The organism is Streptomyces sp. NPDC001157 (genome assembly GCF_053598255.1).
Map to the genome: position 1 here is coordinate 202,841 of NZ_JBSFJW010000002.1, position 15,006 is coordinate 217,846.

A 15,006-nucleotide genomic window follows, 5' to 3' on the forward strand; every position below is an offset into this window, starting at 1 on the left:
CCGCGCTTCTCGTGCTCGTTCCCGCTTGCGCGGCCCCGCCCTGCCCGGGCTCGGCTGATCCGCCACTGCCGACTCGGCGCGAGCGGAGGGACCGGCCGGGGATGTGCCACCGCCTGCGGACGCGACCGCCGTACCGAGTCCGAAGGCGGGATCCAAGCGCCACGGGCGGGACCGCGGGACCAGTCAAGTCAGCAGGCCCGGCCGATGACTAGGGTCCAATGGCCCTGGCACAGGGTGTCCGAAGCCCTTTCCATGGAGGTCGTCAGACCTGTCGGCGGTCCCGGGCTGCGCCTCGACGCGGCGCTCGCCTCGTCAGGACGCACGGGGCCATCGCGACCGTCGCTGCCGGCCCGCGCCGCCTGGTCGGCCTCTCCCCCCGAGGAGGCCCTCCGGCTGCTCGGCACGGTGCCCCTCGGACGGCTCGTCTTCACCAGGCAGGCGCTGCCCACCACCCGCCCCGTCAACCATGTGATCGACCGCGGGGACATCGTCATCCGCACCCATGAGGACACCGCGCTCCTCGCGCGCCCGGCAAAGCCGGCCGCACGGGGTGGTGGTCGCCTACGGGGCGACGACATCGACGTGGTCACCCGTCTCGGCTGGAGCGTCGTCGTCACCGGCTACTGCCACCTGGTCACGGACCCGGCGGAGGTGGCCCGCTGCCAGGCCCTGGTCCAGCCTTGGCTCGATCACCCCATGGACCACGTCGTACGGATCCGTCCCGGCCTGATCACGGGCATGAGACTCGCCGACGCGACGCTGCCCCGCCCTGGGGACGCGACCGGCCGTTGAGCGTCTCTGCATCCGGGCGCGACCATCGGCACGCCACTGCTCCGGTTTCGACGGCCCGGGCGGAGGAGAAGACGGCTCCGCCCGGGCCGGGCCCCCGCAGGCCTGCGCGAACCGCGAGGAAACCCGGGCCGACGGACTGTGGGTCCAGGCGACAGCCAACTCCCCTGTGCCTGTGCCACGAAAGAGCCGTTCGGCCTTCATCAGGCCCGGGAAGGCCCTTGTGAGCCGCCGCGCAGAGTCTGCGGCCGGTGCTCCATGCGCGTGCGGGCCACGGATCGTGTGCCGGCCGTCCCGATCGGCCGCCCCATCCGGCCCGGGCGACGCCGCGGGCGGCGGCCTCGACCGCGGCCCCCGCGGCGGCGACCGGCGCCGAGCCGCTGAGAGCGCCGTCAGAGCTCCCAGGAAACGACCGCACTCGGCCGTCCCTTGGCGTGAGTACGGGGGTCTTGGGCCTGGCCGGGGATGAAGTATCCGGGGGCCTACGCCCGCGCAGCCAGGACAGGTTGGTAGAAACCGCTGATGTCCGGCATGCGCCACGCGAGCTCGGTGAAGCCGGCTGCGGTGGCGGCATCCGTCACCTCTTCCCGGCTGAGCGCCCAGGAGGTGGCGCGGCGGACCCGCACCCCCCAGCCTTCTCCTTCGGGCACGAGCTGGAAGTACTCCTGGTCGTAGCGTTCGCCGTCGTCGTGCCAGTGCCACAGCTGGAAGGTGATCGAACGGCCGTCCGTGCCGTGCGAGACCTGGGGCGGTGTGGAGGCGGGGCGGGTTCGGCGGAGGTCGTCGTAGTCCCGGAGTGTGAGCAGGAGCAGGCCGTCGTCCGTCAGCACCCGTCGCATCTCGCGCAGGGCAGCCGCCACATCCGGCGCGGACAGCAGGTGGGCGAGCGAGTTGTCGGCGCACACGACCACGTCGAAGACGCCCGGCGCGAAGGGGAGGTGGCGCATGTCCGCCGCCAGGGTGGGCAGGGCGACGCCGCGGGCCGCGGCCTCGACCGCGGCCCGCGCGGCGGCAACGGGGCTCAGGTCGCTGCCGACGACCTGGTGGCCGGCACGTGCGAGCCCGATCGCCTGGGTGCCGATCCCGCAGGCGCAGTCGAGCAACTTGCGCGGCCCGGTGCCGAGTTCGCGGCCGACGAGGGTGTCCAGGGCCGCGGCCTGGCGGGCCATGCTCGCCTCCCAGTCCGGGAAGATGCGGTGGTAGTCGGCGGCGAGCGAGTCGTAGAAGTCCCGCGCTGAACCGTTCACTCGCCCGTCGCCTCCAGCACCGCCATGGCCGCGTTGTGCCCCGGCACCCCGCTCACTCCCCCACCCCGCACCGCGCCCGCCCCGCACAGCAGTACGTTCGCGTGCCGGGTCTCCACGCCCCACCGGCCGGTGCCGTCCTGGGCGTAGGGCCAGGTCAGTTCGCGGTGGAAGATGTTGCCGCCGGGCAGGCGCAGGTCGCGCTCCAGGTCGAGCGGCGTCTTCGCCTCGATGCAGGGGCGCCCGTCCGCGTCGGTCGCCAGACAGTCGGCAAGGGGTTCGGCGAGGTGGGCGTCGAGCCCGGCGAGGGTGGACTTCAGGAGCTCTTCACGTACGGAGTCGTTGTCCCGTTCGAAGAGCCGGGCGGGTGTGTGCAGGCCGAAGAGCGTCAGGGTCTGGTAGCCCTGGTCGACGAGGTCGCCGCCGAGGATCGTCGGGTCGGTGAGGGAGTGGCAGTAGATCTCCGAGGGCGGCGCGGTGGGGAGTCGGCCGGAGGCGGCCTGGGCGTGGGCGGCGGCGAGTTGCTGGTAGCCCTCGGCGATGTGGAAGGTGCCGGAGAACGCCTCGTGCGGGTCGACGGAGCTGTCGCGCAGCCTCGGCAGCCGCTTGAGGAGCATGTTCACCTTGAGCTGGGCACCCTCTGCGGGGGCCGGGGGCGTGTCGCCGGTCAGTTCGGCGAGGGCCTGCGGGGAGGCGCCCACGAGAACGTGGCGGGCGGCTGCGACGCCCTCTCCGTCCGCCGTGCGGTAGGTGATCTCCGCGGCCCGCCCGTCGGTGTCGATACGGAGGGCCTCGTGCCCGGTGGCGATGACGGCGCCCGCGTCCCGGGCCGCGCCGGCCAGGGCGTCGGTCAGGGCACCCATGCCGCCGACGGGGACGTCCCAGGCGCCGGTGCCGCCACCGATCACGTGGTAGAGGAAGCAGCGGTTCTGGGCCAGTGAGGGGTCGTGGGCGTCGGCGAACGTGCCGATCAGGGCGTCGGTGAGGACGACGCCCCGCACGAGGTCGTCGGCGAAGCGGTCCTCGATCGCGGCGCCGATGGGCTCCTCGAACAGCGTCCGCCAGGCCTCGTCGTCGTCGATGCGGCGGCGCAGTTCCTCGCGGGTGGGCAGCGGTTCGGTGAGGGTCGGGAAGACCCGCTCGGCGACGCGGCCGGTCATGCCGTAGAAGCGCTGCCAGGCCTCGTACTCGCGGTCGGAGCCGGTGAGCCGGGCGAAGGCCTCCCGGGTGCGCCTCTCGCCGCCACCGACCAGGAGTCCGGTGGGCCGGCCGTCCCGTTCCACGGGGGTGTACGAGGAGATGGTGCGGGCCCGGACGCGGAAGTCGAGGCCGAGGTCGCGCACGATCTTCTTCGGCAGCAGGCTGACCAGATAGGAGTAGCGCGACAGCCGTGCGTCCACGCCGGCGAAGGGGCGGGTGGAGACCGCGGCGCCCCCGGTGTGGTCCAGCCGCTCCAGGACCAGTACGGACCGTCCGGCCCGGGCCAGGTAGGCGGCGGCGACCAGGCCATTGTGGCCTCCGCCGACGATCACGGCGTCGTATGTCCGGTGTCCCTCGTGTGCAGCCATGGTTCTTGGTAACACGCGATGATCGTCAGCGGCCAGGGGGTTACGGCGACGGGGTCAGCGCCCGCCCGACGCACGCTGCTGCCGCAACACCGCCACCCGGCGGTACACCTCAACCGCCTCGGCGCCCCGGCCGAGCTGTTCCAGGCAATGGGCCTCGTCGTTGCGACTGGCGAGGGTGTCGGCGTGGTCGGGGCCCAGGACGCGTTCCCGGGCGGCGGCCACGCGGCGGTACTCGGTGAGGGCGTCGGACCAGCGGCCCAGCCAGCCGAGGCCGACGGCGACCTCGCGGCGGCTGACCAGGGTGTCGGGGTGGTCGGGGCCGAGGACGCGCTCGCGGATGGCGCAGACGTCGCGGGACTCGGCGAGGGCCTCCTCCCAGCGGCCCAGGCGGCCGAGGTTGACGCCGAGGCCGTGGCGGGCACGGAGGGTCTCGGGGTGGGTGGGGCCCTGGACGCGGGTGCGATCGTCGATGAGGTCGCGGTAGAGGGTGAGGGCCTCGGCGCTGCGGCCCAGGCGGCCGAGGCTGATGCCTACCTCGTAGCGGGCGGCGAGGGTGTCGGGGTGATCGGGGCCGAGGGCCTGGGCGCGGGCCTCGGCGACCTCGCGGTAGGTCTGCAGGGCCTCCGGCCAGCGGCCCAACTGGCCTAGGGCGTAAGCGACTTCGTAGCGGGTGACGAGGGTGTCGGGGTGATCGGGGCCCAGCACGCGGGCGCGTGCTGCGGCCACGTCGCAGGCCATGCGGTAGGAGTCCTCCAGACGGCCGAGTCTGCTGAGGTTGAAGGCGAGGTTGTGGCGGCAGCGCAAGGTGTCGGGGTGGTCGGGGCCCATGCCGCGCTCCCGGGCCGCGAGCACGGAGGTGTACACCTGGTGGGCGTCGAAGTGGCGGCCCAACTGGCCCAGTACATACGCCATTTCCTGGCGGGCGGCGAGGGTGTCGGGGTGGTCGGCGCCAAGGGCGCGGGTTCTCGCGGCGGCCACGAACTTGTACTCCTGCAGGGCGTCGGCGGCGCGGCCGGTGCGGCTGAGGGTGAAGGCGACCTCGTAGCGGCTGGCGAGGGTGTCGGGGTGCTCGGGGCCGAGCAGGTGGGCGCGTTCGGCGGCGACCGCGCGGTGCACCTCGCCGGCCTCCGCCCAGCGGCCGAGGCGTCCCAGACTGAGGCCGGCGTTGTGCCGTCCGGCGAGGGCGGTGAGGGTCTGCGGGGAGGGGGCGGGGAGCCGGTCGGGGACGGGGTCGTCGCTCCGGCCGTTCGCGGGCCGCGGAATCCATTCGCCCGTGAGGCCCGCCGAGGCGTCCGGAGGCGTGGAGCTGAGACCGGCGCCGGTGGCCTTGTGGCCGGTGGTCATGCCGCGGGTCCACGAGGGCAGCCGGGCCTCGCGGGAAGGCACCTGCTCGGGCGGCCGGAGCACCGGCTGCGGGGTCACGACGGTCGGTACGTATGTCGGTGTGGCCCGGCCCAGGCCGATACGCCGACCCAACTCGCGGGCATCGTGCGGGCGTTGCTCGGGGAGCTTGGCCAGCAGGTCCAGGATGATCTTCTCGAGGTACTCGGGGAGTTCGGCCCGGCGGCTGCGCGGCGGCCGGGGCGGGGTGTCACGGTGGCCGACGAGGATCGCCCAGGCGTCGTCGAGGTCGAACGGCGGCACGCCGGTGGCGATCTCGTACAGCACGCAGCCCAGCGAGTAGAGGTCGCTGCGCTGGTCGACCTCGGAGCCGCCGATCTGTTCCGGGGACATGTAGTGCGGGGTGCCCATGGCGATGCCGGTACCGGTCAGCCGCGAGGTGAAGCCGATGTCGTGCCCGAGACGGGCGATGCCGAAGTCGCAGATCTTCACCGTGCCGTCGGTGAGCCGCATGATGTTGGCGGGTTTCAGGTCCCGGTGCACGATGCCCTGTTGGTGGGTGTAGGCGAGGGCGGAGGCGACCTGGTCGGCGATCTCGACGACGTCGCCGACCGGCAGCGGGTGATGCTTGTTGTCCTCCAGGAGCTGGGAGAGGTTGCGGCCCTCCAGGAGTTCCATCACCAGGTAGAGGATGCCGTCGGACTCGCCGAAGTCGTGCACGACGGTGATCCCGCGGTGCTGGAGGGCAGCGGCCACGCGCGCCTCGCGGCGAAAGCGTTCCCTGAGGACCCGGGTGAAGGACTGGTCGTGGTGCGGGCCGAGGGGCTTGAGGCACTTCACGGCGACATGACGGCCGAGCGACTCGTCGCGCGATCGCCACACCTCGCCCATGCCGCCCCGCCCGATCAGATCGAGCAGCCGGTACCGGCCCTGGATCAGCCTGCTGTCCCCCATCTGCTGCGATCGCCCCCGTAACTATTCGTCCCGCCCACCCCTGACTCGTCCAGTATGGCGAGCTATCGTCCGAGTTTGTACGGTGCCGGGCGGGAGCCGGGGCCGAGCCGTGACATGGCGCGCAGGATGTGTTTGGGCGGGAGTTGCCAGCGCAGACGTGCGGGAATGCAGCGAAGCAGGTTGCCCGTGGCACGCAGTTGCAGGGTGACGGTGTCGGGTTTCGGGGCGGGTCTGCCGTACAGCTCGTGGGCGTACGGCGGCAGGGCGGCGTACGCCAGTCGGGCCACGCGCCGCCACAGCGCCTCGCGCGCGGGGACGAGGAGGGGGTGCGTCGGCGGGCGAAGCAGGAAGTCGTCCACTGCGCGTGCCTCGGGTCCGACGGCGAGTTCGGGCCGCACCTTCTCGAAGTAGGCGGCCATCTCCTCCTGATCGGCCGGTACGGCGTCGGGGTCGAGGCCCACCAGGCGGGCGCTCACGCGCTGTTCGCCGATGTAGTGGTCGGCCTGCGCGTCGGTGAGTACGAAGCCGGAGCGACGCGCGACCTGGAGGTAGGAGTCGATCTCGGCGCAGTGCACCCACAGCAGCAGCTCGGGTTCGTCGACGCCGTACCGCTCCCCCGTGTCCGGGTCGGTCGCCGACAGCATGCTGTGGATCTTCCGGACGCGGGCGCCGGCCCGCTCGGCGGCTTCGGTGGTGCCGTAGCTGATGGTGCCGACGAAATTGGCGGTGCGCATGAGGCGGCCCCAGGCATCGCGCCGGAAGTCGGAGTTCTGCATGACTCCGCGCACGGCCCGCGGGTGCAGCGCCTGGAGGTAGAGCGCACGGACCCCGGCGACCCACATCATCGGGTCGCCGTGCATCTGCCAGGTCACCGAGGACGGTCCGAACAGCCCGGGGTCACCTGCTTGGATGTCCGTCACCTCTGCAGGCTAACGCCGCACCCTCGGCATCCCCAGACCGATCCACGAGATGATCTCCCGCTGGATCTCGTTGTTGCCGCCACCGAAGGTGAAGATGACCGCCGAGCGGTAGCCGCGCTCCAGTTCGCCGTGGAGCACCGCGCCCGCGGAGCCCTCCTTCAGCGCGCCCACCGCGCCGACGATCTCCATCAGCCAGGCGTAGGCGTCCCGGCGCGCCTCGGAGCCGTAGACCTTGACCGCGGAGGCGTCCTGCGGGGTGAGCGTGCCGTTCTGGACGGCGTGCACCATCCGCCAGTTGAGGAGCTTCATCGCGTCGAGTCTGGTGTGGGTCTGGGCGAGGCGGCGGCGCACCCAGGGCAGGTCGATCACGCGGCGGCCGTCGGCGAGCTTGGTCTCCGTGGCCCAGCGCTGCACGTCCTGGAGGGCGCGGATGGCCATGGTGCCGTGCGCGGCGAGGGTGACGCGCTCGTGGTTGAGCTGGTTGGTGATGAGCCGCCAGCCCTGGTTCTCGGCGCCGACGCGGCGGTTGACGGGGACGCGGATGTTCTCGTAGTAGCTGGCCGTGGTGTCATGCGAGGCGAGGGTGTTGATGACGGTGCAGGAGTAGCCGGGGTCGGTGGTGGGGACGAGGAGCATGGTGATGCCCTTGTGGGGCGGGGCGTCGGGGTCGGTTCGGGTGGCCAGCCACACCCAGTCCGCGGTGTCTCCGTTGGTCGTCCAGATCTTCTGCCCGTTGACGACGTACTCGTCGCCGTCCCGTACCGCACGGGTCTTCAGGGACGCCAGATCCGTGCCCGCGTCGGGCTCGCTGTAGCCGATCGCGAAGTCGATCTCGCCGGCGAGGATCTTCGGCAGGAAGTACGCCTTCTGCTCGTCCGTGCCGAACTGCATGATCGTCGGGCCGACCGTGTTCAGCGCCATCAGCGGCAGCGGTACGCCGGCCTGGGCGGCCTCGTCGAAGAAGATGAACTGCTCCATCGCGGTCAGCCCGCGCCCGCCGTACTCCTTCGGCCAGCCCACGCCGAGCCAGCCGTCCGTACCCAAGCGCCGGACGGTGTCGCGGTAGAAGCGTTTCTGGGCGGCCGGGTCGCCGTGCCGGGCGTAGGCGTTGTCCGGCACCAACTCGGCGAAGTACGAGCGCAGTTCGGTGCGCAGCCGCTGCTGCTCGGGCGTGTATTCGAGGTGCACGGCGCCTCCAGGCTTCCCAGGCCGGTCCTGACGGCGCACACCGTAGAACGTGTTCCAGAAATTGGGAATGGCGCGGCATACGGAAAGGGCCCCCGATTGTCCGGGGGCCCTTTGCCGGGTGAGCTGTCCGAACCGGTCAGTGGGCGACGGGAGTCGGCCGTGCGGCGCCGGGTGCCCGGACCTGTTTCGGGACGAGCACCCGTTCCGCCAGCACCCCGAAGACCAGCCCGAAGGAGGTCCACAGGGTCAGCTGGATCGCCAGGGCCGCCAGGCGGAACTGCCAGAGCAGGGTGGCGGAGAAGGTCTTGGGGACCTCGTTGACGGCCGGCAGGAACGCGTACGCGAGCCCGACGGTGAGGAGGAAGAACGCGCCCGCGGCGAGCGTCGCGTTCCAGTTGCCCAGGCGTGGCGCGAGGCGCTTGCCCAGCATGACGGTGGCGACGGCCAGCAGCACGCTGAGCACCATCATCAGGAAGTACAGCGTGGTGCGCTTGCCGATGGTGCCGGGGTCGCCGACGGACGGCGGGTTGGCCGGGTACTTCAGGAACGGCACGACGTACACGGCGATCAGACCCGCGGCCGCGAGGAGCAGCGCACTCGCGCGCGGCCCGAAGCGGCCGATGCGGCCGAGCGCGAAGCAGTACGCGAGGGCGGCGATGCCGCCGAACGCGACGCCGTAGACCAGGACACCGGTGGACAGGCCCGCGGTGGACTGCATCGTGCGGCTGACGACTTCCATGCCGTGCTCGTGCGAGTGCGCCTCCTCGTAGGCGATGGCCGCATCCACGCGCGGTTCACCGAGGAAGTAGGCGACGACCAGGGCGAGCAGGCCCGCGGCGAGTCCCGCGAGCATGCCACGCACCAGGAGGTTGCGGACGGTTGCCGAGTTCATGGGCGGCTGTGCTTTCTCGCCGCCCTCAGTGGCAGGGGAAGCCGAGCAGGTGGCGGGCGTCGTGCACCCACTCGTGCACGTCGGATCCGTTCATCACGGAAGTGGCGCCCTGCTCGGCGCCGACGAAGTAGAGCAGGACCAGCATCAGGATGCCGAAGAAGACCGCCCAGGGGACGATCGCGCCGATCGGCAGCTTTGCCGGTACGGCGGTGGGGGTGGTGGTCGGCTGAGCGACAGACTGCGCCATGGCAGGCCCTCCTGGGGAACTCGCGTCCCGTCTCGGTGGTGCACGCGACGACGGGGCGGGTCTGACTCACCCGGTGCGCACCCAGGGTGCGCACCGGACTTACAGTGGCGCGACCGTGCCGGACTTCCACCGGCTTCCGCTGTGCCGTCGTCAATATCCACGAGACGGTACCGCGAAGCAGAGGTGGGGCCAAGGGCGCACGGGACGGCGGCGAGCGCCCCTGGTGAGCCGTTTCAGCCGTCGGATCAAGGGATTTGAGGGAATGTCGAGGGCGGGGACGGACATATGACGAGCCGAGTGATCTTGATCTCACCTGCGATCACCGCGGCCCTCCGGGAGGCCCGCTTCGACGACGGCTGCCCGCTCGACGCCTCCGGGTTGCGGCAGGCACGGGCGGCCGCCGGCGCACTCCCGGCGGCGGAACGGGTCTGGGTCTCCCCCACCGTGCGCTGCCGCGAGACGGCCGAGGCTCTCGGTCTCGACGCCGTGGAGGCCCCGGAGTTGGCAGCGCTGGATGCGGGCCGCTGGCGCGGTGCGACGCTCGCGGAGGTGAGTGAGAGCGAGCCGGAGGCGCTGGCCCGCTGGCTGTCGGACCCCGGGGCCGCGCCGCACGGCGGGGAGTCGGTGGCGGCGCTGTGCGGCCGGGTGGCGGGCTGGCTGGAGACGGTCGCGCAGACGCCTGGCCGGACCGTCGCCGTGGTCGAGCCCGAGGCCGTACGGGCCGCGGTGGTCCGGGCGCTCGGGGCGCCGGAGTCGGCATTCTGGCGTACGGATGTCCCGCCGCTGACCTCCGTCGAGCTCAGCGGCAGGTCGGGGCGGTGGAACGTGCGGCTCGGGCAGCCGCTCCGCGCGCCGCTGTGAGCCTCAGTTCAGCGTGGCGAGGAAGTCCGTGCACGCCTGTGCGCAGTCCCGGCCCGCCTTCGCGCCGTCCTCGGCGCCCGGCAGCCGGTCGAAGGCATGTGCGCACTCAAGGCACACCGTGCGGCACCACTCCACCTGGATGCGGATGGCGGCCTCGTCCAGGCGGTTCTGCTCGGACAGCACACGGCACGTCGCGTCGCACACCTCCGCGCACATGATGCCCTTGCGTCGTACGAGTTCCTGCTCCTGCGTGCCGTCCGGATCCACGAGGCTGGCGCGCAGCGCACACGCGCGTGCGCACTCGGTGCACGCCTGCGCGCAGGCGAAGCGGTCCTCCAGGAACCGGAAGAGCTCCTGCTGGGTCGTCGAAGTCACACCTGGCGGGTTGCCGTCGTCGATGGCCTCAAACACCGCCGCCCGCAGTCTGGCCGACAGGGGACGCAGCGAGCAGGTTCGCGCCGGGTCCCATGGGTACCCGCGAGCCCATGAGCACCTCTTGGATGGACATCGCCGCAGGCCGCGGCGCACTCGGGATCGGCCTGGTCGTCGTGGGGGTGGCGGTCGTGGCCCTGCTGATCGGTGCCTTCTTGCTGGGCGCCCGCATCCGTCGCCGCGAACCCGCTCCGCCTCGGCCGGAGGATCAGCCGCAACTGCCGGACGACGGCCCGGTCCGCGAGGTACGGGAGAACCGTGAGCCCGCCGAGATACCCCGCAGCGAGCACCGGCTGACCCCGCACGAGCTGCCCGGACACGGCAACTCGCCAAGCAGGACCAGTGCGTCGCAGCAGCGAAAGCGCTGGAGCGGGGGCAGCAGCGGGGCGTTCGGCAGTGGCGGGCCGGGAAGCCGCTGACGCCGAACACCTCCGCGGGCGACGCCGGGAGGACGCGAGAGTCAAGACCGACCCGCCCCCGCACTGCCGCTGCCCGACTACGCCCACCTGCCGACCGGCGGGCTTGAGAGCCGCGCATGGTTCCTGACCGCCAAGGAGGTCCAGGGCGCCTCTCTTATACCAGCACTCGTACGGCGACCCGCTCCCGATCACCGCGCTGCTGTTGGTCGGCCTGGAGCATGTGCAGACGAGCGCGAGCCGACGTCGGGGCGCCCCGAGCTCGCTGCGTCCCGAGCAGCACGGCCGCCACACCGGCTCCCCGGTGTCACCCGCGACCTCCGCGCAACCCCTTCGGCCGACCACCGCACGGCACCCCCCAACCAGAGGGGCAGGCCGAGGGACGATCAGCGGTAGCTGTCTCCGACCTGGGCGCGGGGCACCCGTGCAACGTGCTGCGCACGAGAGGAGCGACCGGGAGCCGACCCGCGGCGGAAGGTGCCCACGACGTGCTCGACACGCGGCTTCCCGTGTACGACGGCGGCACCTTCCGCCGCGGGTGCTGTGCGCCTCACCTCGGAAGGTGGCGGCCCTCGCTCACCGCTGCGACCCGGCGGCCTCTACCGACGGGCTGCGGGGCTCGGACGGTGCGTTCAGCCTCTGCACGCTCGTTCGCGTCGACGCCGTCGCGCGGGCCGACCGGGCTCCGGGCCATTTCCCGCAAACCTTCACCCAGTTTCGCTCATGATGGCTGCGACGCGCCTGGACGAGGCGCTCGACCGGCCGGCGGCTCGCCGAACGCGGGGATGCTCGGCCCCTGCGGAAGCAGCTGAACCACGACGAAGGACACCACTGCGGCCAGCACCACCAGCGCCACCGTGTCCACGTTGCCCAGCAGGAGCACGACCAGGACCACGCTGCTCACGGGCACCCGCAGGGCCGCGGTCACCGACGCCGCCATCCCGACCGCCATCGCCGGCACCAGCCCCAGACCGGGCAGCGGCGCCAGCAGGACACCGGCCGCCCCGCCCAGGAACAGGGCGGGGAAGACGGGGCCACCGCGCAGGCTGCCCAGACAGAAGGTGTACGCGAGGGCCTTGAACACCAGCACCGCGACGAGGGCACCCACCGACCAGGCGTGCGGGTGCTGCGCCAGGCCGGCCAGGGCGTCCTCCCCCGACATGGCGGCATCGGCCGGCGAATGGCCGGTGGCGACCGCGTAGAGGGTGATGGAGCCCGCCGCCCCCAGCGCGCACAGAATGGTGTTCCGTACCGTCCGGGTCGTCACGAAGCCGGCCACGAACCTGCCGCCCACGAAGACCCAGTGGATGAGGAGGGCGAGGGCCGGCGCGATCAGCAGGACCCACAGGACGTCTGCCCAGTCGAGCGGCGGCGGCTTCGGCAGCCCGATGTCCAGGCTCCCGGTCTCCAGGCCGGTCCAGTGCACGAACCCGGTGAAAATCAGGTCCCCGACTCCGCTGGCCAGCAGGGCCGGCAGCATCACCGCGAACAGCTGCGGCCCGCCCATCCCGGCCACCTCCATCAGGAGCACGGCTCCCACCACCGGGTTCCCGAAGAGCGCCGAGATGGCAGCCGCGGCCCCCGCCGCGCCGAGCAACGCCGTGCTCGCCTCGGTCCGGGGCGCCCGGACCAGGCTCGCGAAGAGCAGCGCAAGACCGCCGCCCAGGGCGATCAGCGGCGCCTCGGGACCCAGTACGACCCCGAGCGGCAGACCGACCAGAGCGGCGACGAGGACACCGGGCAGCGCTTCCTTGGTGACCCCGCCGGCATGCAGACCGCCCGCCGGGATGTGCCCGCCCCGCCCGGGAAGCCGGGCGACCACCAGACCTACGGTCAACCCGGCCACCGCCATCAGGGGCAGCGCCCACCACCAGGGAGCCTGCTTCCAGCCCAGGTGCTTGGGCCAGTCTGTCCAGATCAGCTGCTCCAACTGGTGGAGCGCGACGAGGAACCAGAAGGCGAGCAGCGCCACCGGAACGCCGATCAGCCCGCAGAACACCAGCGCCTTGCGGTATTCGGGGCGGCGCAACATCTTCTGCAGCTGGTCGGCCTCAGGGGGCTGATTCGCCTGCGCGGACACGGCCGCTCCCGATCTCGTCCCGGTAATGGGGTCCTCCCGAGGTCAGGACACGACAGGTGATTCAACCCATAACGGGCCAATTTTATCCAGCCGGTTGTCCATTGCCCGTCGCCACGCTACTGGGGACCAGAAACGGCTCGAGGCGGCCGAGGTCGAGTTGTGATGGCGACGCGTCGGGGCCATCTGCCCGTCAGGCCCCGTGCAGTCGCAGGCGCCGTCTACGGCCCATGGCCGCGTAGTCACCTGGCCTGCGTCGACTGAAGACACTCCAGGGGTGGCGGACTCGGTGAACGTCCGCCCGCTGGGGGCTACGTCGAGCGGGGCTGAGTCGTCGGGATCCGGTGGGTGAAGAACATCGCGAGGAGCGAGGTGAGGGCGAGGATCGCGAGTGCGGCGCGCAGGCCGTCCAGCCGTGCGTCGGCGTTCGCGTCGAGCGCGGCCTGGGTCACGTTCGTGCTCGTGCCCGCCTCGTCGAGAGCCGCCTTGAGCTGAGCGTCCGACAGGAAGGGCACGCCACTTTCGAGTTCGACGCTCGCCTCGCTCTTGACACGGGCCGGGATCTCGGGGTTCTGCTCGACGTTGGCGAGGAACGAACTGGTCAGCGCGGCGATCAGGACCGATCCGGCCAGTGCCGTACCGATCGAGGAGCCCAGGTTGGTGACCGCGTTCTGGACGCCGCCCACTTCCGCGCTCCGCTCGTCCGGCACCGCGGACACGGTGACCGAGCCGAGCTGGGACGCCAGCGCGCCCATGCCCAGCCCGATCAGCAGGAGGGGAACGGTGACGACTTCCGCACCGGCGTCGGCGTCGAGCGCGGCCATCAGGACCACTGCTCCCGCGAACAGCGAGAGGATCCCGAGCCGCACCACCCGCCGCGGCGAGACATCCGGGAGGAAACGCGGGATGAGGATCGCGGCGGCCAGCAGCGTCAGAGAGAGCGGCAGGATGCGGGCGCCGGTCTTGAGCGCGGACAGGCCGAGGGCGACGGACAGGTAGAGGGGTACGACAAAGAAGACCCCCATCTGCACGAGGTACTGGAAGAAGAACATCGTCAGCCCGCCGGTGAGTTGCCGGTTCTGAAGGAGCGCCGGGTCCACGAGTGGTTCCCTGCGCCGCTCCACGAGGCGTGCCTCCCAGCGGAGGAACAGCCAGATCAGGAGCAGTCCCGCCAGCATCAGCCAGACGACCAGTGAGATCCCGAGCCAGGTGGGCGCGTCGGGCTTCGGCTGGAACCAGCCCCATTCGTCCGAGCGGAGTACGCCGTAGACGAAGGCCCCGAGCCCGGCGGCGGACAGCGCAGTGCCGACGAGATCGATGCGGGAGCGGCTTTCGACCGGTGCGTCGGCGATACGGCGGCCGAGGGCCAGGATGGCGAGCACGATCACGACTTCACCGGCGAACACCCAGCGCCAGGAGAAGTATGTGGTCGCGACACCTCCGACCAGCGGGCCGAGGGCGATCGCCACGGCTCCTGCGGCCGTGACGAGTCCGTAGGCGGCAGGTCGGCGTTCGACGGCGAAGTTGGCGGCGACGAGCGCCACGATCGCGGGCAGGATGAGCGCCGCCCCGAGGCCCTCCAGGAGCGACCAGCCGACCAGGAGCACCGGCAGGTTCGGGGCCAGCGCCGTGGTCAGGGATCCGCACCCGTAGACGGCACAGCCGATCATGAACGCGCGTTTGTGACCGATCAGCGTGCCGACCTTGCCGCCGGGAATCATGAACATCGCCATCACAAGGGTGTAGGCGGTGATCGCGCCCTGGACCCCGGTCACCGTCGTGCCCACGTCGTCGGCCACCGTAGCGATCGAGACGTTCATGACGGAGCTGTCCAGGGCCATCAGGAACTGGCCGGACGCGAGTGTCATCAGGACGAGCCGTGTGGCTGCCGAACTCTCAGGGTCGCTTTCCCGTGGTGCCATGCGCGTATCGTCTCAACGGCCGTGGCGATCGGCCGTTGACCCGCCACGGAGGTCGACCGGTTGGCCGCGCATCGGCCGAGCCTTGAGTCCGTGCCCGCCGAGAGGTCGTCCGGTCACCTCACGCGAGTGATCCGGCATGGCCGTCCGGCAGGCAG

Annotated in this window: 13 protein-coding genes and 1 riboswitch; of the genes, 3 read left to right on the forward strand and 10 right to left on the reverse strand. The window is 71.8% G+C overall.

Features of this window, described 5'->3' with window-relative positions; genetic code table 11:
• Positions 1-252 precede the first annotated feature (252 nt).
• On the forward strand, positions 253-792 hold the full coding sequence (locus ACWDAG_RS04625) for a pyridoxamine 5'-phosphate oxidase family protein (RefSeq protein WP_450694122.1): 540 nt from the start codon (positions 253-255) through the stop codon (positions 790-792).
• Positions 793-1,271: 479 nt separating this feature from the next.
• Here ACWDAG_RS04625 and ACWDAG_RS04630 read toward each other — a convergent pair whose 3' ends face one another.
• The 7 genes from ACWDAG_RS04630 to ACWDAG_RS04660 all read right to left on the reverse strand — a co-directional run bounded on the left by ACWDAG_RS04630 (position 1,272) and on the right by ACWDAG_RS04660 (position 9,143).
• Positions 1,272-2,036, reverse strand: a complete 765-nt coding sequence (locus ACWDAG_RS04630; RefSeq protein WP_450694123.1) for a class I SAM-dependent methyltransferase — start codon at positions 2,034-2,036, stop codon at positions 1,272-1,274.
• A complete protein-coding gene (locus tag ACWDAG_RS04635; protein WP_450694124.1) occupies positions 2,033-3,601 on the reverse strand; it encodes a phytoene desaturase family protein in 1,569 nt (522 codons plus the stop codon). The genes ACWDAG_RS04630 and ACWDAG_RS04635 overlap by 4 nt, the downstream gene beginning before the upstream one ends.
• 54 nt (positions 3,602-3,655) lie before the next feature.
• Positions 3,656-5,896 carry a tetratricopeptide repeat protein gene (locus tag ACWDAG_RS04640; RefSeq protein ID WP_450694125.1) on the reverse strand — a complete coding sequence of 747 codons (2,241 nt, stop codon included), beginning with the start codon at positions 5,894-5,896 and terminating at the stop codon, positions 3,656-3,658.
• Positions 5,897-5,958: 62 nt separating this feature from the next.
• Entirely contained in the window at positions 5,959-6,756 is a 798-nt protein-coding gene (locus ACWDAG_RS04645) for an oxygenase MpaB family protein (RefSeq protein ID WP_450694387.1), read from the reverse strand.
• 69 nt (positions 6,757-6,825) lie between these two features.
• Positions 6,826-8,004: an acyl-CoA dehydrogenase family protein gene (locus tag ACWDAG_RS04650; RefSeq protein WP_450694126.1), complete on the reverse strand. Its 1,179-nt coding sequence runs from the start codon at positions 8,002-8,004 to the stop codon at positions 6,826-6,828.
• Between the two features lie 136 nt (positions 8,005-8,140).
• On the reverse strand, positions 8,141-8,896 hold the full coding sequence (locus tag ACWDAG_RS04655) for a CbtA family protein (RefSeq protein ID WP_450694127.1): 756 nt from the start codon (positions 8,894-8,896) through the stop codon (positions 8,141-8,143).
• A gap of 25 nt (positions 8,897-8,921) precedes the next feature.
• Positions 8,922-9,143, reverse strand: a complete 222-nt coding sequence (locus ACWDAG_RS04660) for a CbtB domain-containing protein (protein WP_115912179.1) — start codon at positions 9,141-9,143, stop codon at positions 8,922-8,924.
• Between the two features lie 37 nt (positions 9,144-9,180).
• A riboswitch (cobalamin riboswitch) is annotated at positions 9,181-9,333 on the reverse strand.
• A 95-nt stretch (positions 9,334-9,428) separates the two neighbouring features.
• Here ACWDAG_RS04660 and ACWDAG_RS04665 point away from each other — a divergent pair.
• On the forward strand, positions 9,429-10,004 hold the full coding sequence (locus ACWDAG_RS04665) for a histidine phosphatase family protein (protein WP_450694128.1): 576 nt from the start codon (positions 9,429-9,431) through the stop codon (positions 10,002-10,004).
• Positions 10,005-10,007: 3 nt separating this feature from the next.
• Here the strand turns inward: ACWDAG_RS04665 and ACWDAG_RS04670 are convergent, their stop codons facing one another.
• On the reverse strand, positions 10,008-10,379 hold the full coding sequence (locus ACWDAG_RS04670) for a ferredoxin (RefSeq protein ID WP_450694129.1): 372 nt from the start codon (positions 10,377-10,379) through the stop codon (positions 10,008-10,010).
• 110 nt (positions 10,380-10,489) lie between these two features.
• On the opposite strand from ACWDAG_RS04670, the gene ACWDAG_RS04675 reads away from it, so the two are divergent.
• Entirely contained in the window at positions 10,490-10,855 is a 366-nt protein-coding gene (locus ACWDAG_RS04675; RefSeq protein WP_450694130.1) for a DUF6479 family protein, read from the forward strand.
• Positions 10,856-11,573: 718 nt separating this feature from the next.
• On the opposite strand, the gene ACWDAG_RS04680 is transcribed toward ACWDAG_RS04675, so the two are convergent.
• Together ACWDAG_RS04680 and ACWDAG_RS04685 are read right to left on the reverse strand one after the other, a co-directional pair.
• Entirely contained in the window at positions 11,574-12,884 is a 1,311-nt protein-coding gene (locus ACWDAG_RS04680) for a chloride channel protein (protein ID WP_450694388.1), read from the reverse strand.
• A 356-nt stretch (positions 12,885-13,240) separates the two neighbouring features.
• Positions 13,241-14,851, reverse strand: a complete 1,611-nt coding sequence (locus ACWDAG_RS04685; RefSeq protein WP_450694131.1) for an MFS transporter — start codon at positions 14,849-14,851, stop codon at positions 13,241-13,243.
• Between the last annotated feature and the right edge of the window lie 155 nt (positions 14,852-15,006).